The sequence below is a fragment of the Peptococcaceae bacterium 1198_IL3148 genome (genome assembly GCA_036763105.1).
In the GTDB taxonomy this organism is placed as follows: Bacteria; Bacillota; Desulfotomaculia; order Desulfotomaculales; family Desulfohalotomaculaceae; genus JBAIYS01.
The window spans coordinates 18,965-37,249 of sequence record JBAIYS010000019.1; the positions used below are offsets into that span (position 1 = coordinate 18,965).

Below are 18,285 nucleotides of genomic sequence, written 5' to 3' on the forward strand. Positions count from 1 at the left end.
ATTTTTACCAGCTTAATTATTTTCTCCCAAATAGCTCAATCTAACTCCTTTAATGTCACCGCAGCTCATAGCCCCTTCCGGGCAGGCTCCGCCCAAACAGCTGGGACCAGCCTGTTTAAAAATAGCCGGCGCCACCTTTTTTACCTCTGTCAACATCTGGTTGGCCACCGCCCGGATTTCCCACTGGGCGCGGTTACAGCAACGTAAATTAAAGAAGTGCATTAGCTCTCGGGCATTCATGGTAACCACAATTTTTGTTTCTGCTGCATTGGGCAACACAAAGCGGGCATCTTCGTAAGCCGAACGCTGGCCACCAAAGCGTTGTACCCATTCATCATACCATTTTTGTATTTGTTCCATCTGGTGATGAAAATCTTGGACCGCTTCTTCCCCCAATTCCCTAACCTTCTGAGGCACAATATAACTGAAGGTTTCGCCCCGATTTTGCGTTGAGGTTTCCCCCACATAACGTTGGGATTGGACACTGAAGCTGGCAATGCGGTGCCGAGTGATTTGGGCCAGCAAGCTTCTGGATACCCCTTCAATGCCAAAGGTAAAGGAAACATGCTCCAGCGGGGTGAAATGTCGCATGTCCATCAATTTTTTTATAAAACCCGCTTGATCCGCCCTGCTGATTCCTTCCGCCAACTGCTCTATGGAAGAGGCGGAGTAGCACAACCGGGCACCCATGGCTACCGTTTCTTCCGGTTGTGGTGTGTACCGCAATAACTTTACTACTAATTCTTTTGCACCCATATTATTCTCCCTTTTCTTGACCGACAACAGCAGATACAACTTGTAATATCTGATTCAGTCGGTCGATATCACCCTTTAGGTATAGATAACCAACCAAGCATTCAAAGGCGGTGCTGTGGCGGTATTCCGTTACGCTGGATCCCTTAGGGGTATGGTGGGATTTAGCGTTGCGACCCCTTTTCACCACCGCCTGTTCCTCCGCAGTCAGTTTATCTTCCAGTGCAAAAAGCACCTTCGCTTGGGTACTGGCCCTAACGTATTTAATGGCCTGCCGATGTAACTGGTTTGCCCGCACTATGCCATAGGTCAACAAAAACCGTCTTACAGCCACTTCATATACAGCATCACCTAAATACGCCAAGGCTAACGGCGGCAACAGATGGGGATTTGCCATCGGTTGGTCAGAGAAACTGATTTCATTCATTTATTTTTTCCACCTGACACCCTGGGGCGTGTCTTCAAGGGTTATCCCCATTTCCTTCAGCCGATCTCTAATCACATCAGCGGTGGCCCAATCCTTTTTCTTCCGGGCTTGCTGACGGACATCAATGATAAGTTCAATCAATTTTTCGGTTAAATCATCATTGCCTGCGGCATCCGGTTGCAGTAATAGCTTACCAGTGGCCACATCCTCTTTAAATACTCCCAGCACCCGGTTAAACACCACAAAAAGTTCAGCCGCTTGTTTTAGCAAGTTTAAAGTCTTTGGGGTTTTACCCGGTGGCAAATTACTCAAATAACCATTTACTTCCCTGGCTAGATCAAACCAAATGGCAATGGCCAGGGCAGTGTTAAAATCATCTTCCATGGCGCTTTCAAAACTTTGTTTAAATTGGTCCAACTTAGCGGAGAATTGATGGTCCAATTCATTTGCGTCGCCACTGATTTCCAAGCTGGATAAGCCTTCGCCGAGGAGGCGGTAACTGGTTTTTATCCGTTCTAAGCCCCGTTGGCTGGCGGCCAGCTTTTCGTCGTCAAAATCCAGTGGACTGCGGTAATGGGTTGACAGCAAATAAAAGCGAACCACTTCACCGGGGAACTGATTGAGAATATCCCGCACCAAAAAGAAGTTGCCCAAGGACTTGGACATTTTTTCTTGATTGACGGTGATAAACCCATTGTGCATCCAATAGTGGGCAAAGGGACTGCCGGTGGCAGCTTCCGATTGAGCAATTTCATTTTCATGGTGGGGAAAAATCAAGTCAAAGCCACCACCATGGATGTCAAAGCCAGTTCCCAAGTATTTTAAAGCCATGGCAGAGCATTCTATGTGCCAACCGGGCCGACCTAAGCCCCAAGGGCTTTGCCAACTGGGCTCACCGGGTTTAGCCTTCTTCCACAGGGCAAAATCCATGGGGTGTTTTTTAATTTCATTAACTTCCACCCGGGCGCCGGCCTGCATTTCATCCAGTGATCGACCGGACAACTTACCATAGTTAGGAAATGCATGGACATCATAAAACACATCCCCAGCCACATCGTAGGCGTAACCTTTATCAATCAAGGTTTGAATGATATCAATAATTTCAGTGATGTGTTCTGACACCTTGGGGTGATTGTCAGCCCGTTTAACATTCAAAGCATCGGCATCGGTAAAATACTCGTTAATATAGCGTTGGGCTAAATTTAGCGGGTCATCCCCCTCTTCGTGGGCCCGCTTAATAATTTTGTCATCCACATCGGTAAAATTCTGAATGTAAGTAACATCGTAACCCTTATACTGTAAATATCTGCGCACCGTATCAAACACTATCAACGGCCGAGCGTTTCCTAAGTGTATGTAGTTATATGTTGTCGGGCCACAAACATACATACTTACTTTACCAGGGTCTCTGGGCGAAAACTGCTCTTTTTTCCTGGTGAGAGTATTATAAAGTTCAATCACAACTTTGGGCCCCCTTCTTCAGTTCATTCTTCAACATGTGGTTTTCCCGCTCCAGCTCATCCACCCGTTTCTCTAACCGCTGCATGGCCTGGTTTAAAGCGGTAATCGCATCGGCCACCGGGTCAGGTAGTAGATCGTGACGCAGGTCAATTTCAGGCACCGTTCCCACCCGTTGCCCGTTTCTAACCACAATTTTTCCCGGAACACCCACAACGGTACAATTGTCCGGAACTGGTTTTAAAACCACCGATCCGGCACCAATCTTAACATTGTCCCCCACGCAAAAGGAACCCAGCACTTTGGCGCCGGAGCTGATCACCACATTATTGCCAATGGTGGGATGGCGCTTACCCTTTTCTTTCCCGGTACCACCTAAAGTTACCCCTTGATAAATGGTGACATTGTCCCCCACTTCAGCGGTTTCACCAATTACCACCCCGGCGCCGTGGTCGATAAATAAGCCTTCACCAATTTTGGCGCCCGGGTGAATCTCAATGCCGGTAATGAACCGGGAAAATTGGGAAAGCATCCGTGCTGGTAAAAACCATTTTTTCTTATACATCCAGTGGGCTAACCGATGGGTCATAATGGCGTGTAGCCCTGGATAAGTCAACAAAACTTCCAACGTGCTTTTTACAGCGGGGTCCCGCTCAAATACCACTTGGATTTCTCTCTTTAATCTATTAAACATCGGGGTTCACCTCCCCAGCAATACATCATAATAACGTTTATTATTTTAACTTGCCTTCTAAAACAGTATTCAATCTGGCCACCGTTCGGTTGATGCCCAGTATCGGTATAATTTGATATAATTCCGGACCGTGGGTTTGTCCGGTTAATGCTACCCGCAAGGTCATATAAACCTTTTTACCACCAAAACCAAGTTCCTTAGTTAATTCTTTTAGCATTCCCTTAACAATGGTTTCGGTTAATTCACTGCTGCTCAGTATTTTTTGTTTCATGGCATGCAAAACCTGGGGCACTTCCTCGATGGTCAGTGCTTCCTTGGCGGTTTGATCTTCTAATTTCACCTCATCAGCAAAGAAGATCTCCACATGGTTGACGATTTCAGATAAGTTATTAACATATTTTCTGGTGGCATCAACAATTTGTTTGGCCAACTTTATGTCTTCCGGAGCCAGTTCCGTTGGCATATAACCTGCCTGCTGCAAATACGGCAAAGCCATGTTGGTGACATAATCCAAATCGCTGTTGCGAATATAAACCCCATTTAAGTAGTTTAACTTGTCTAAATCAAATACCGCCGGGCTCTTAGACACCTTATCCAACGAAAATAAGTTCTTCAATTCATCCAGCGACATAACTTCTTCTTCTCCCCCGGGTGACCAACCTAAAAGGGCTAAAAAGTTTACCAATGCCTCTGGCAGATAACCCAAGTTTTGATACTGTTCAATGGATGTGGCTCCATGACGCTTGGACATTTTACTGCGGTCTTTGCCCAAGATTAACGAAACATGAGCAAAGGTGGGTTTTTGCCAACCCAAAGCATCATATATTAAAATTTGTCTGGGGGTGTTGGAAAGATGTTCCTCGGCCCGCACCACATGGGTAATGTTCATATCGTGGTCATCCACCACCACCGCAAAATTATAGGTGGGGATGTTATCGGATTTCATGATAATAAAATCGCCAATGCCGTTACTTTCAAACTCTACCTGCCCCCGCACCTCATCATTAATGGTGATAATCTGATCCTGGGGCACTTTAAATCTCAGCACCGGTTTACGGCCTTCGGCCTCAAATTTAGCTTTGTCTTCAGGACAAAGATTGCGACAACGGCCTAAATACCGGGGCAGTTCTCCCTTAGCCATTAAAGCTTCCCGCTCGGCTGCCAATTCTTCTTCACTGCAATAACAGTAATAGGCATGCCCTTCATCCACCAGTCTTTGGGCTAATTCACGATACTTGGGCAAACGTTCTGTCTGTCGATATGGGGCGTTGGGACCACCTACTTGGATTCCTTCATCCCAATCCATACCCAGCCATTTAAGGGCACCCAAAATATTTTCTTCCGATTCACGGCTGGAACGCTCTAAATCTGTGTCCTCTATCCGTACAATAAACTGCCCACCATGATGGCGTGCATAAAGCCAGTTAAATAGAGCGGAACGCGCTCCACCAATATGTAATGGCCCCGTAGGACTTGGGGCAAAACGAACCCGAACAGTCAAAAAAGCTTCCTCCTCCATACTTAAAATTTGTTAGATCTCTAGTTGGATATTATACCACCTTTAGGCAAGGAGACACAACTTATTGCAATGTCATCACTATTTGCCAGCGTAGGTGGACTAAGAATGCATTGCTTCATGAACCTAGGTTACTTTAGCGGGTCGGCGTGGAAACCACCCCCTACCACAAAGGAGGCTGTTGGCGGCAATTCATGCCTGCCGGAATCAGGCATCGACGTCTTAACAATAAAAGTGTTCTCACTAAAAGAGCCCCCTTCCGTCACAGGAAGGGGGCTTCAACAGCCAAATAAATTCTAACGGAAAATCATTTTAAGGTATTTACCACTACTTCTTCTGCATTTTTGCCCAGGAATCCTTTAATGACACTATCCGGTTAAATACTGGCAATTCACTGGTGGTGTCTGGGTCAACACTGAAATATCCCTGTCTAAGGAACTGGAACCGCTGGCCAACTTTAGCCTCCGCCAAACAAGGTTCCACAAAGGACGACAATACTTCTAACGAGTTTGGATTTAAGTTTTGTTTAAAATCTACACCCTTTTCGTCCTCCGGATTTTCCTTTACAAAAAGATGATCATACAAACGCACTTCAGCCTTTACCGCATGGGATGCAGAAACCCAATGCAGTGTACCTTTAACCTTCTTGCCCGAGGTATCACTGCCACTGCGGGTTGTGGGGTCATAGGTACAACGAAGTTCAATAATCTCGCCCGTTGTTTCATCTTTAATCACTTGCTCGCATTTAATAATATAAGCGTGTTTTAATCTCACTTCCCGACCGGGCGCCAGCCGGAAGAATTTCTTGGGCGGATCCTCCATAAAGTCATCTTGTTCAATATAGACAACCTGGGAGAAGGGCATTTTACGGCTGCCCAATTCGGAATTTTCTTGGTTGTTGGCCGCATCCATCCATTCCACTTGATCTGCAGGATAGTTTTCTATCACCACTTTTAACGGGCGCAACACCGCCATCAACCGCGGGGTTTTAAAAATTAAATCCTCACGGATGCAGTGTTCCAACAGCGCTATATCTACCGTGCTCACCGCCTTAGCCACGCCAATGCGCTCACAGAAGTCCCGAATTGCTTCGGGAGTATAACCACGGCGCCGCAGACCAGAGATGGTTGGCATTCGGGGGTCATCCCAACCCTTGACATAGCCCTCCTCCACCAATTGACGGAGTTTGCGTTTACTCATCACAGTATGGCTAAGGTTGAGACGGGCAAATTCAATTTGCTGGGGCTTTGATGGTAGCCCTCCATCCACGTTATTGACCACCCATTCATAAAGTGGTCGGTGATCTTCAAATTCACAGGTACAGATGGAGTGGGTAATTCCCTCGATGGCATCCGAAAGGGGGTGAGCAAAATCATACATCGGATAAATGCTCCACTTGTCCCCGGTGCGGTGATGTTTTGCCTTTTGAATTCGGTAAATCACCGGGTCACGCATATTCAAATTGGGAGAAGCCATATCAATTTTAGCCCGCAGCACCCGGGAACCATCAGCAAACTCTCCCGCCTTCATCCGCTCAAAGAGATCCAGATTCTCTTCAATGGTGCGGTTGCGATAGGGACTTTCTTTGCCCGGTGCTGTTAAAGTGCCACGATATTCCCGTATTTCTTCCGCACTTAAATCGTCCACATAAGCTTTTCCGGCCTTGATTAGTTGAACAGCGTAATTATACAGGCTATCAAAATAATCCGAAGCATAGTAAAGCCTATCGTCCCAGTCATAACCCAGCCATTTAACATCCTCTTGAATGGATTCAACGTATTCCACATCTTCTTTACTGGGGTTAGTATCATCAAATCTTAAATTGCAAAGGCCTTTATATTCCAGCGCTAAACCAAAGTTCAAGCAAATTGATTTAGCATGTCCAATATGTAAATAACCGTTTGGTTCCGGTGGAAAACGGGTATGCACTTCACCGTTGTTTTTCCCCGCTTTGAGATCATTATCAATTATATCATGAATAAAACTGGTAAATTTGTTGTTCATGAACCATGACTCCCTTATCTATTTTGTGAAAACTGAAAACCCGTCACAAAATGTCTACTTTCCACATATTATCCAAAAACCCTTTTTCTTATAAGCAAAATCTTGATTAAGCCCTAAGGATGGTGCAAACGGCATAGGCCCCAATGCCTTCTCCGCGGCCGGCAAAGCCCAAATGTTCAGTGGTGGTTGCCTTCACATTGACAGCACCGGGTTCCACCTGCAGCGCATTGGCTATGTTTTGTTGCATCAGATTAATATGGGGTGCCATTTTTGGCGCTTGGGCCACCACCACGGCATCCAAGTTGTTCAAAACATAGCCCGCCGAAAGGATGATGTCTTTAACCTCTTGCAATAACAGCATACTGGAAATACCTTTGTACCGTACATCGGTATCGGGGAAATGTCGGCCAATATCCCCCTCACCGGCAGCACCTAACATCGCATCCATAATGGCGTGAGTTAACACATCGGCATCGGAATGGCCCGCCAGTCCCAGGTGATAGGGGATATTTACCCCGCCTATAATCAGCGGTCGGTCAGTCACTAATTTATGTACATCATAACCAATACCTACTCGCACTGTTCCCGCCTCCTTTGGAGAATAGATTCAGCCAACAGCATGTCTTCCGGTGTGGTAATTTTAATATTTTCGTAATTCCCCGGCACAATATAAACACTATGCCCTAAATATTCCACCAAAGAAGCATCATCTGTGCCCAAAAAATCATTTTCTTTTGCATGTTGATAGGCACGCAAAAGCAACCGATAATTAAAAACCTGGGGGGTTTGGACCTGCCATAGCCTTTCCCGGGGCGGCGTGCTGACTACTCTACTCTGACCATCAATAACCTTAATGGTGTCCTTGGCCGGCACCGCCACCACCACGGCCGCTTTGTCCAACGCTGCCTCCGCCGCTTTAGAAAGTATTTCCTCAGTAATTAGCGGCCTGGCTCCATCATGCACCATCACAATGTCCTCATCTTGGGCAGCAAGGGCCAACAAACCATTATAAACTGAGTGCTGGCGGTGATTCCCTCCGGGAACCACCACCAGCACTTTATTAAAGCCATAGCGTTCTACAATTTGCTGGCGGCACCATTCAACTTCCTGCTCACCCACCACCAACACCACTCCGCTAATTGTCGGTGATTTTTCAAAGATTTTTAATGTGTGTGCCAACACTGGCCAGCCATCAAGCTGTAGATACTGTTTCTTTGTTTTAGCACCCATCCTACTGCCGGTGCCGGCAGCAGGGATTACCGCGTATGTATTAGCCAACGGCATTCACCTCATTATTATGGTCAGATTCTGCCCGACGATCGCCGTTTTTAGGTTTAGCAAAAATCATCCTGCCTGCCGCGGTCTGCAATACGCTGGTTACTAAGACAGTGATAGCTTGCCCCATATGACGTCTGCCGCCATCCACCACTATCATGGTGCCATCATCTAAGTAAGCAAGGCCTTGACCCATTTCCTTGCCTTCTTTAACCACCTGCACCACCATTTCTTCCCCGGGTAGCACCACCGGTTTTACCGCGTTGGCCAATTCATTAATGTTGAGCACTTTAACACCATGCAACTCAGCCACTTTGTTTAGGTTAAAGTCATTGGTTAAAATTTTTGCCCCTAGTTTTTCTGACAGTTTCACTAATTTAGCATCAACTTCCGCAATATCATCTAAACTGCGCACATTTTCATATATCTGCACCTTAATATCCGGAATATTTTTACGCATATGATTTAAAATATCCAGCCCCCGGCGACCACGGTTACGCTTTAACAGGTCTGCCGAATCAGCTATGTGACGGAGCTCATCCACAACAAAGGTTGGTACCAATAAAACCCCTTCAATAAAGCCACTCTCACAAAGTTCAGAAATCCGACCATCAATGATGACACTGGTATCTAGAACCTTAACGGTGCCACCACCCTTGGCATCGCCTTTAATGGCTTTATCTTTACCAAAGGGCATAAAGTTAGATACTAAGGTTAACAATTCTTCCCGTTTTTTTATTCCCACCGAAAGACCTAAATAACCCAGTAATATCGTGCTAAGTAACCAAATCCCTTTACCCAGCGGGCCCATAAAGGCCAAAATAGAACCCAATAGATTAGCTATTATAAGTCCAAATATTAAACCTACCGCCCCCATCACCAAGTCTGAAGTGGGGGTTTTTGCTAAGTATTGGTCAATATAGGCGGTTATACGCAAAGACACCTTAATGATTAGCGGAGATAAAAACACTCCAATTAATGCCCCTGCTATTGTAGTTAAAACTATAAGTCCAATTTTTAATTGCGGTATTTTTTCTGATAAGGCTATTAAATCATGAGAATGGATATACAAGCCTATGTAAAATCCCAAAGCCGCAAACAACAACACCAACATGCCACGAATAGACTTTTTTATCAATATCGCTTTCACCTCCTTTACGATAATAATATTGTTACTATTTTATACTGTACATTATAGAGAATTATCCATCACTAATTCAATCGTTTAGCGAAAAAAACCTGCAATAAAATTATAAGAGTAAAATAAAATACGTCAGAATAATGCTCTGACGTAAAATTTAGGCTAAGGCTTTCTCAATTAGCAGTTGGGCTTTTTCTTCTTCTACCTCAGTCGCCAAAACCAATTCACTTAACAATATTTGCCGGGCACTCTCTAACATTTTCCGTTCACCGGAAGAAAGCCCTTTTTCTTTATCTCTTTTAAATAAATTCCGCACAACTTCAGCCACTTTATAGATATCACCGCTTTTAATCATTTCTAAGTTAGCCCGATATCTACGGTTCCAGTTACCTGTTGCTGGCACAGAATCTTGTTTCAGTATGTTCATTACCTGTTGCACTCCGGCATCGTCTATCACTTCGCGCAATCCTGTGCTGTTGCTACCATTGCTGATTGGGATCATTACCTTCATATCACCCACAGGAAGCCGCAATATATAGTAATTGCGTTTCTCACCCAGCACTTCCTTCTCCTCAATAGCTTCAATTACACCTGCGCCATGCATAGGGTAAACCACTTTGTCCCCAATATTGTACAAGGCCGCTCCCCCTTTCATTTCAACCATAGTATATCACAAATTAGCACCGTTGTCAAAATAAGTTTATAATTATAGCACAGCGTTGTGAATAGTGTCAATATAAAATTTAAACTGTGTTCGTTTGACAAACACCTCAAACGAACACTATAATTTATCTAAACATGAACACATACTAAAGGAGTGGTGCTAGTGTTAAAAGATTTAATGGCAGATAATTTTCAATATGCTGTGGCTGAACAGGTTTTATGCAATGGTAGCATTTTAGATATTTTAAACCGCCATCAGGAGTGCTCAACTAAAATACAGCGATCAATAATAAAAACAGTTACCACCTGTGGTTGTGTGCAAATTCAACTTAAAAAGTATGAGCTACCGAAAAACGCATCCCTTATGGACTTAAAGTCCACCTGTACCCCCAGTGTAACCGGCAGTCTTTGCCCCAACTGCAGAGAAAAGATAGAGAATGAAATTGGCCGTTCCCTAGTATATCTAGCTGCCACCTGTAACTCGTTGGATATAAATTTATTCGATGTCATTATTAAAGAACACCATAAAATGCAATTATTGGGGCAATATAATATAACTTAATCCAATATACTTAATTTTTGCTTAAATTAAACATGTAAAAAGAGGCTGTTGCAAAAAGCAGTGTAGGGGCAGGTTTCCATGCCTGCCCCTAGCACCAAACCTACGTTACTTGGCGGGTCGGCGAGGAAACTGACCCCTTACGGTGGGTTTTGTAACAGCCTCTTTGCTCAAATTCGATCTTGCAATAACTTATCCCGGTAACGACACAGGCCGTCTTTTATAGACCTGGCGCGCACTTCACCAATGCCTTCAACATCATCCAATTGCTCAATACTGGCGTTTAATATTTTTGGCAAGGTCTCAAAGGTATTGACCAGATTGTCTATTACCGGCACTGGCAGTCTAGGTATTTTGCGCAATAATCGGTAACCCTTCGGTGTAACATTTTCGTCCAATATACTCTGACTGCCTGAATAACCTAAAGCCCTAGCAATTAGCACTAAATCAAGCAAATCTTCCGCTGGCCAGCTATTGATAATATCTAAAATATGCTCTGGCGGTTTTTCAATGTCCGAGGCGTAATCCTGAATAATTAAAATACCATCGGTTTCTACATTGACTACCAATTCGTCCATTTGCATGGTAATTAGGCGACCCTCTGTGCCCAATTCACTGATGTATCTTTCAATTTCTTTCACTACTCTAAGTACCATTTCTAAGCGTTGAATCACTCGACAGACATCGTATAACGTAACGTTGCCCTCGAACTCTAAAATGGACAGTTCTAATATTACTTGGTCTAAAACCGAACGATACTTTTCTAGCGTTTGGATGGCTTGATTTGCTTTGGTTAAGATAACCCCTATTTCCCTCAAGACATATTTTAAATTGCCCTTGTATAATGTAATTACCCCACGACGTTGAGAAATCGATATTACCAAAGCCCCGGTCTGCTTAGCCACCCGCTCGGCTGTACGATGTCTGATACCGGTTTCAGTGGAAGGTATCACTAGGTCGGGGATCAGTTGGGTATTGGCAGCAATGATGCGCTTAGTATCCTCCGATAAAATAATTGCCCCATCCATTTTAGCCAGCTCATATAAAGATGCCGGGGTAAAGTCAGCATTAATTCCAAAACCACCCTCAGCAATTTCTAAAACCGATGGTCGGTCTGCAATCACAATTAACGCCCCGGTTTTAGCCTTTAATATATTCTCTAAACCATCCCTTAATGGAGTGCCCGGAGCAACCTTGCGCAAAACTTGAAGTAATTTATCTTCAAAGGCTTCGTCTTTAATCATGTTGCCCCTCCTTAACCCATTAATGCCACTTCAATGGCTTCGGCCACGGTATTGATCTGGTAAACTTCTATACTTGGAAATGTCGTTTTATTGATATTGGTCCTTGGTACTAAAGCCTTTTTAAATCCCATGTTCTCAGCCTCTTTTAATCTTCTATCCAGTGCAGTCACCGGTCGGACTTCACCAGTCAAACCAATTTCACCCACCACCACCATATCATTATCAACCATTATTTCTTTAAAACTGGAGGCCAATGCTATGGCCACAGCCAGGTCGACAGCAGGTTCCAACAGCTTCACTCCACCCACAACGTTGACATAGGCATCGTAGTTCCCCATCCGTAGGCCCACTCGTTTTTCTAGAACAGCCATAATTAGGGCCACCCGGTTGTGATCCACACCGGTGGTCATCCGCCTGGGTAAACCAAAGGATGTTGGGCACACTAACGATTGAATTTCTACCAATATTGGCCTGGTGCCCTCAACACTGGGAACCACCACCGAGCCCGGTGCAGTGGAGAAAGGGTGTCTCGCCATAAATAGCATTGATGGATTGGCCACTTCCTTTAACCCCTCGCCCTGCATTTCAAAGATACCCAATTCATTGGTGGAACCATAACGATTTTTAACTGTACGCAGAATGCGGAAGGCTTGATGTCGATCCCCTTCAAAGTAAAGCACGGTATCCACCATGTGTTCAAGCACCCTTGGCCCGGCCAATGTTCCCTCCTTAGTAACGTGTCCGACAATAAATATAGATATGCCATAGTGCTTTGCATATCGCATTAAACGGGAGGTACATTCTCTAACTTGGGAGACACTCCCCGGTGCAGAACTAATGTCAGCTTGTATCATCGTTTGTATCGAGTCTATTATCACTACCCTTGGCGATAACTGTGACAATTGTTCGCAAATAATATCAATATCTGTTTCGCAAGCTAGGTACAGGTTTGAGTTATTAATGCCCAGTCGTTTGGCCCTTATTCCCACCTGTTTGATAGATTCTTCACCGGACACATATAGCACTTTGCCCCCTGCACTTAAGCTATTGGCCGCCTGTAGCAGCAAAGTAGATTTTCCAATGCCCGGGTCACCGCCAATCAATACCAGTGACCCCGGTACCACTCCATCACCGAGCACTCGGTCCAGTTCCCCAATGCCGGTGGAGTACCTTTCCTCTTGGGCCAATGGAACCTCTGAAAGTAGCATTGGCATCGGGGCACTGTTTGCCTTTATTTTTTTCTTTACTGGTGAAGAAACTTCCTCAACCAAACTGTTCCAAGCATCGCAGTTGGGACACCTACCTAACCAACGCGGTGATTGGTGGCCACATTCTTGACACAAAAAACTGGACTTTGCGCGTATGCCAATCACCCCCTTCCAGTTTTTCTCACTAAATATTAATTATAACATGTTAACAAAAAAGGGAATAGGGTAAAGGTATCGTATAACGTACCCTTACCCTAATAATAATAGTATTTTAGTGGTTTTATACTGTGCGTACTACCATTTCACCATCTAATACGTCCATTTTTACTTTATCACCGTGTTTGATGTGGCCCGCCAACAGTTCCTCCGATAACTTATCTTCGACCACCTTTTGGATCTCCCGCCGCAATGGCCTAGCGCCATATTCTTCACTAAAGCCCCGCTCGGCCAACATAGCTTTGGCCTGATCAGTAAACTCTAAGTAAATATCTTTCTCTGCCATCCGTTTGGTGACCTCACCAAGCATTAAGCCGACAATTTCTTTAATATGTTCCCGAGACAAGGCATGGAAGTAAATAATTTCATCTATCCGGTTTAAAAATTCCGGTCTGAATGTCCTTTCCAATTCTTTTTTCAGTGAATGTCTGATCTCTTCTGCTTTATTATCATTGTCTTCACCAGTGCGAATGCCCACCACCGGTGTTTGCTTTAGCCTTTGAATGCCGACGTTGGAAGTCATGATAATCACAGTGTTGCGAAAATCTACCGTTCGTCCTTTGGCTTCGGTAAGGCGGCCGTCCTCTAAAACCTGTAGTAATATATTGAATACATCTGGGTGAGCCTTTTCAATTTCATCCAATAAAACAACGGAGTAAGGACGGCGTCGAACGGCTTCGGTCAACTGGCCCCCCTCATCATAACCAACATAACCCGGAGGTGAACCGATTAACCGTGATACAGTATGTTTCTCCATGTACTCTGACATGTCTATCCGCACCATGGCATCCTCATCGCCAAACATGGCCTCTGCCAGCGCCTTAGCCAATTCGGTCTTGCCCACACCGGTGGGGCCAAGAAAGATGAAAGAACCGATGGGCCGTTTCGGGTCCTTTAGACCAGCTCTGGTGCGGCGAACGGCCCTAGCCACCGCCTGAACAGCTTCCCCTTGACCCACAACCCGTTGATGCAGTATTTCCTCCAATTTCAGCAACCGCTCTGATTCATTTTGGGCCAACTTTTGCACCGGCACTCCTGTCCAACTGGAAACAATATGGGCCACTTGTTCTTCATCCACCACCAAGTTTTCATTTCCTTGTTGCTGTTTCCAATGGGTTCTTTGTTCTTCAAGTTGTCGCTGAAGTTCCTTTTCTTGATCCCTTAGCTTGGCAGCCTTTTCAAACTCTTGGTTGTTTACCGCCGACTCTTTTTCTGACTTAATCTCTGCCAATTTGTTTTCTAAATCCTTCATGTCCGGAGTGGCGGTATATGCTTGCATCCGTACTCTGGAAGCCGCTTCATCCACTAAATCAATGGCTTTATCGGGTAAAAAACGATCCGTTATATAGCGATCAGATAGTTTTGCTGCCGCCTTTAGGGCTTCATCAGATATGCGTACCCGGTGGTGAGCTTCGTACTTATCTCTTAGGCCCTCCAGTATTTGAACGGTTTCCTCCACAGTGGGCTCTGCCACTGTCACCGGTTGAAAACGTCGTTCCAAAGCGGGATCCTTTTCAATATGCTTACGGTATTCGTCAAGGGTGGTGGCCCCAATGGTCTGGAATTCGCCTCTGGCCAAAGCCGGTTTCAGTATATTGGAGGCGTCAATGGAACCCTCTGCTGCCCCTGCACCAATTAAAGTGTGCAATTCATCAATAAACACAATGACATTGCCGTCTTCTTTGACTTCATTAATAAAGTTTTTTAGACGATCCTCAAAGTCACCACGGTACTTGGTGCCCGCCACCATAGCGGATAAATCCAACGTGATAACCCGCTTATTTCTTAAAGTCTCCGGTACATCGCCTTTAACAATCAATTGCGCCAAGCCTTCGGCAATGGCTGTTTTACCTACGCCCGGTTCTCCCACCAGCACCGGATTATTTTTAGTCCGTCTGCTCAACACTTGAATTACTCGCTCAATTTCCTTTTGGCGGCCCACAACCGGGTCCAGTTTTCCTTCCCGCACCATGGCATTTAAGTCCCGACCAAACTCGCTAAGTGTTTTTGACGGTTTACCCATACCACAACTGCCACCGGAGCAGCCGCCACCCTTATCGCCCATATGCATATCGTTATTGGGGTTATCTGCATTGTTAATACCGCCAAGCATTTGTACCAACAAACTTTGCACCCGATTAATATCTGCACCCATTGCCACCAATATTTGCGCCGCCACCCCTTCCCCTTCATGGATTAGGCCCAGCAACAAATGCTCAGTGCCAACATAGTTATGTCCCATTCTATTGGCGTGCAAAACCGCCAGCTCAATTACCCTTTTGCCCCTAGGTGTTAAAAATAGTTCTTGATTTTTTAACGTCCCTTGGCCTTTGCCAACTAATTTTTCTACACTTGCTCTGACACCATTGGCATCAATTCCTAACTGTTTTAACACTTGGGCGGCCACTCCCTGCCCCTCACTGATTAATCCTAAAAGTATATGTTCAGTACCAATGTAAGGGGTATTCATATTTTTAGCCTCTTCTTGGGCCAATGCTATTACTTTTCTGGCCCGTTCAGTAAATTTAGCAAACATGTTACTCCTCCTTACAACTATTTATTAATATTCAACTCATCTCTCACTGTCTTGGCCCTCAATACATCCCTTTCTTGGGCACTTAATTCTCGATTAGCCTGTTTTTGCAAATAAGCCGGCTGTATCATCACCAATAGTTGGTTTAAAACGCTGGCATCCACACCTTCTATTATTCTCAGATTTACTCCTAATTTTACCTCGGATATTAGTTTCATTGTTTCATCAGTGGTTAGCAATCTGGCATATTTTAAGGTGCCATAGGCTCTAAATATGCGATCCTCCAATTGGTACTTGTTATCATGATGTACCGCTTGTCTGGCGGCCCGTTCTTGGTCGATAATCTGTCTGATAATTGAACTCAATTTATCAATAATCTCTTCTTCACTAAGCCCCAGTGTCACTTGATTTGATACTTGATATAAATTGCCCATTGCCTGGGTTCCTTCGCCGTATAGACCCCTGACGGTAATTCCCAATTTGGCAATGGCATTAATTATCGGATTAATTTGCCTTAACATGGTCAAACCTGGCAGGTGCAGCATTACCGAAGCTCTCAAACCAGTGCCTACGTTGGTGGGACAAGCGGTTAAGTATCCCAACTGGGCAGAATAGGCATAGTCTAGCACCTGTTCTAAATCATCGTCCAGGTTATTGGCCAATTCCCAAGCCTTTTCCAATTGTAGCCCAGGTAGTAAACATTGAATGCGCAAATGATCCTCTTCATTTAGCATAATGCTAAAAACCTCATTCTCACTTAAAACCACTGCTTTTTTTTGATAGTCCTTCAATAAATCTGGACTTATCAGGTGTTTATCCATTAAAACCCGCCGTTCAACCGGTGTTAACTCACCCATATTGAGAAGTTCTAGTTTGTTTAACTGTTGATTGGATTTTGATACCGCCTGTTGTACTGCATGAAAAACTGCTTCTGCATCAGTGGTGGACATGCTATTGGGGAACGGAATCCCACTGAGGTTTCTGGCAATTCTAATCCGACTGCTGGTTATTACATCGCCCTCCGGTCCATCACTGTTCATCCAGCTACTATGGGCATTGTTTACTATATCTTTAATTCCCATCAGAACTCCTCCTTATTGCAACTGCTGTTCCAAAGAGCGTATTTTGTCCCGTAACTTTACGGCTTTCTCAAATTCCTCTTTACTGACCGCTTCCTGCAGTTTTGCTTTTAATAACCGAATATCCTTTTCCAATCGCGCTCTGCCGCCTGTGCGTTTGGGAACTTTCCCGGTATGTTGCATTGTACCGTGAATGCGTTTTACCAAAGGTAATATTTGTTCTTCAAAGGTCTCATAACACTGATCGCAGCCAAATAATCCACCTTTAGTAATCTTGGTATCAGTGCTACCACATTTGGGGCAAGCCACAGAGCCACTCTTTTTCAAGCTGGGACTATAACCGCAGCCCATTAGACCACTGAGAAAATTATTTAAATTAAAATCTGAACCAAACCCCCATGTCTCCTGTTGCAGTTCCCCGGCACAGTACTCACATACATTCATTTCAGTTTTTTGATTATTTATTACCTGCATCAAATGTACAGTTGCCGGGCGCTTATGGCACCGCTCACAATTCATTTATTTACGCCCCCTAATAGTTATTTTTATTATCCTTGATAACTGCAGAAACCATGGCTTTTAAAATGTTAGCCCTTAGTTTATCCCGCCAGGGTAGTTCTATTTTTAACACTGCCCTATCTATGGCTGCCTGCATAATGTTATATTCTCGCTCAGTGATGATCTCTTCATCAAACAATCTCTTTAATACGCTGCCAGCAACCTGTTGACTGGTGTCGTCCCCCACCAATTGATTAAATTCTTCCAACCAAGCAAAGCGGTTATCCAGTGGAACTTGCTCTATCCGAATATAACCACCACCACCCCGCCGACTTTCAACAATATAACCATGGCCAATGGTGAACCTGGTGGATAAAACGTAGTTTATTTGCGAGGGTACGCAGTTAAATTTACTGGCTAGTTCATTTCTTTGAATCTCTATTAATCCTTTTTTACTTTGGTTTAACAAACTCTTTAAGTAGGCTTCAATGATGTTAGACATGCTGGACATATTTTTATTATCACCTTCTTTAGAAAAGCTTATCATTTTGACTTTGATTTTGACTTTGATTTTGACTTTGACTGACCTTTGTAATCAAAGTATACCACTTTTGACCAGTATTTATACAAGGTTGATTTTTATTTGTTTTTTATCGTTATGGTTAGTTTTTGCTTAATAACGCAAATTATGTTAGTCTAATTTACTAAAATATATTTTTGTTCCGGTATACATGGTTTATGGTAGAAATTCTGCTGTATTACAAAACGCAAAAAATAAAACCGCTAGGTATAAACACCTAACGGTTTTAGTAATGGCTCCTCGAGTAGGACTCGAACCTACAACCTACCGGTTAACAGCCGGTTGCTCCACCATTGAGCTATCGAGGAATAAATTAATTCTGGCGGCGACCTACTCTCCCAGGGATAAACCCAAGTACCATCGGCCCTGCAGAGCTTAACTTCCGTGTTCGGTATGGGAACGGGTGTACCCTCTGCGGCAAAGCCACCAGAAAAACT

Annotated in this window: 17 protein-coding genes, 1 tRNA gene and 1 rRNA gene; 1 reads left to right on the top strand and 18 read right to left on the bottom strand. The window is 44.4% G+C overall.

All coding sequences use genetic code 11. From position 1 onward, the window contains the following. Positions 1–12: 12 nt before the first annotated feature. From thyX to V6C27_14080, 10 genes are all read right to left on the bottom strand, one after another. On the bottom strand, positions 13–756 hold the full coding sequence (gene thyX / locus V6C27_14035; protein MEG6617524.1) for an FAD-dependent thymidylate synthase: 744 nt from the start codon (positions 754–756) through the stop codon (positions 13–15). A 1-nt stretch (position 757) separates the two neighbouring features. Beyond that, positions 758–1,180, bottom strand: a complete 423-nt coding sequence (locus V6C27_14040) for a ribonuclease III domain-containing protein (protein ID MEG6617525.1) — start codon at positions 1,178–1,180, stop codon at positions 758–760. Continuing rightward, positions 1,181–2,638 (bottom strand): cysteine--tRNA ligase, encoded by a 1,458-nt coding sequence (gene cysS, locus V6C27_14045; GenBank protein ID MEG6617526.1) that lies wholly within the window; start codon positions 2,636–2,638, stop codon positions 1,181–1,183. It abuts the gene before it with no gap. Then, positions 2,634–3,332: a serine O-acetyltransferase gene (cysE, locus tag V6C27_14050; GenBank protein ID MEG6617527.1), complete on the bottom strand. Its 699-nt coding sequence runs from the start codon at positions 3,330–3,332 to the stop codon at positions 2,634–2,636. The genes cysS and cysE overlap by 5 nt, the downstream gene beginning before the upstream one ends. Before the next feature lie 40 nt (positions 3,333–3,372). Further along, on the bottom strand, positions 3,373–4,833 hold the full coding sequence (gene gltX, locus V6C27_14055; protein MEG6617528.1) for a glutamate--tRNA ligase: 1,461 nt from the start codon (positions 4,831–4,833) through the stop codon (positions 3,373–3,375). A gap of 342 nt (positions 4,834–5,175) precedes the next feature. Further along, positions 5,176–6,852 (bottom strand): glutamine--tRNA ligase/YqeY domain fusion protein, encoded by a 1,677-nt coding sequence (locus V6C27_14060; protein ID MEG6617529.1) that lies wholly within the window; start codon positions 6,850–6,852, stop codon positions 5,176–5,178. 106 nt (positions 6,853–6,958) lie between these two features. After that, on the bottom strand, positions 6,959–7,432 hold the full coding sequence (gene ispF, locus V6C27_14065) for a 2-C-methyl-D-erythritol 2,4-cyclodiphosphate synthase (protein MEG6617530.1): 474 nt from the start codon (positions 7,430–7,432) through the stop codon (positions 6,959–6,961). After that, on the bottom strand, positions 7,423–8,136 hold the full coding sequence (ispD, locus tag V6C27_14070) for a 2-C-methyl-D-erythritol 4-phosphate cytidylyltransferase (protein MEG6617531.1): 714 nt from the start codon (positions 8,134–8,136) through the stop codon (positions 7,423–7,425). The genes ispF and ispD overlap by 10 nt, the downstream gene beginning before the upstream one ends. Continuing rightward, positions 8,123–9,265, bottom strand: coding sequence for a PIN/TRAM domain-containing protein (locus tag V6C27_14075; GenBank protein MEG6617532.1), 1,143 nt, complete (start codon positions 9,263–9,265; stop codon positions 8,123–8,125). Before V6C27_14075 ends, ispD begins: the two co-directional genes overlap by 14 nt. A gap of 160 nt (positions 9,266–9,425) precedes the next feature. Beyond that, on the bottom strand, positions 9,426–9,905 hold the full coding sequence (locus tag V6C27_14080; GenBank protein ID MEG6617533.1) for a CarD family transcriptional regulator: 480 nt from the start codon (positions 9,903–9,905) through the stop codon (positions 9,426–9,428). 189 nt (positions 9,906–10,094) lie between these two features. Here V6C27_14080 and V6C27_14085 point away from each other — a divergent pair, with 189 nt between their 5' ends. Continuing rightward, entirely contained in the window at positions 10,095–10,493 is a 399-nt protein-coding gene (locus V6C27_14085) for a DUF1573 domain-containing protein (GenBank protein ID MEG6617534.1), read from the top strand. A gap of 167 nt (positions 10,494–10,660) precedes the next feature. Here the strand turns inward: V6C27_14085 and disA are convergent, their stop codons facing one another. The 8 genes from disA to rrf all read right to left on the bottom strand — a co-directional run bounded on the left by disA (position 10,661) and on the right by rrf (position 18,279). Beyond that, entirely contained in the window at positions 10,661–11,734 is a 1,074-nt protein-coding gene (disA, locus tag V6C27_14090) for a DNA integrity scanning diadenylate cyclase DisA (protein ID MEG6617535.1), read from the bottom strand. A gap of 11 nt (positions 11,735–11,745) precedes the next feature. Beyond that, entirely contained in the window at positions 11,746–13,098 is a 1,353-nt protein-coding gene (gene radA, locus V6C27_14095; protein ID MEG6617536.1) for a DNA repair protein RadA, read from the bottom strand. 124 nt (positions 13,099–13,222) lie between these two features. Continuing rightward, positions 13,223–15,694: an ATP-dependent Clp protease ATP-binding subunit gene (locus tag V6C27_14100; protein ID MEG6617537.1), complete on the bottom strand. Its 2,472-nt coding sequence runs from the start codon at positions 15,692–15,694 to the stop codon at positions 13,223–13,225. 17 nt (positions 15,695–15,711) lie between these two features. Beyond that, positions 15,712–16,773: a protein arginine kinase gene (locus tag V6C27_14105; protein ID MEG6617538.1), complete on the bottom strand. Its 1,062-nt coding sequence runs from the start codon at positions 16,771–16,773 to the stop codon at positions 15,712–15,714. 12 nt (positions 16,774–16,785) lie between these two features. After that, the gene (locus V6C27_14110) at positions 16,786–17,289 is read right to left on the bottom strand and encodes a UvrB/UvrC motif-containing protein (GenBank protein ID MEG6617539.1); all 504 of its coding nucleotides are present in this window, start codon (positions 17,287–17,289) and stop codon (positions 16,786–16,788) included. A gap of 13 nt (positions 17,290–17,302) precedes the next feature. Next, entirely contained in the window at positions 17,303–17,815 is a 513-nt protein-coding gene (locus tag V6C27_14115) for a CtsR family transcriptional regulator (protein ID MEG6617540.1), read from the bottom strand. Positions 17,816–18,081: 266 nt separating this feature from the next. Continuing rightward, positions 18,082–18,156: transfer RNA gene (locus V6C27_14120), tRNA-Asn, on the bottom strand. 9 nt (positions 18,157–18,165) lie between these two features. After that, a 5S ribosomal RNA gene (gene rrf / locus V6C27_14125) occupies positions 18,166–18,279 on the bottom strand. Positions 18,280–18,285: the final 6 nt, after the last annotated feature.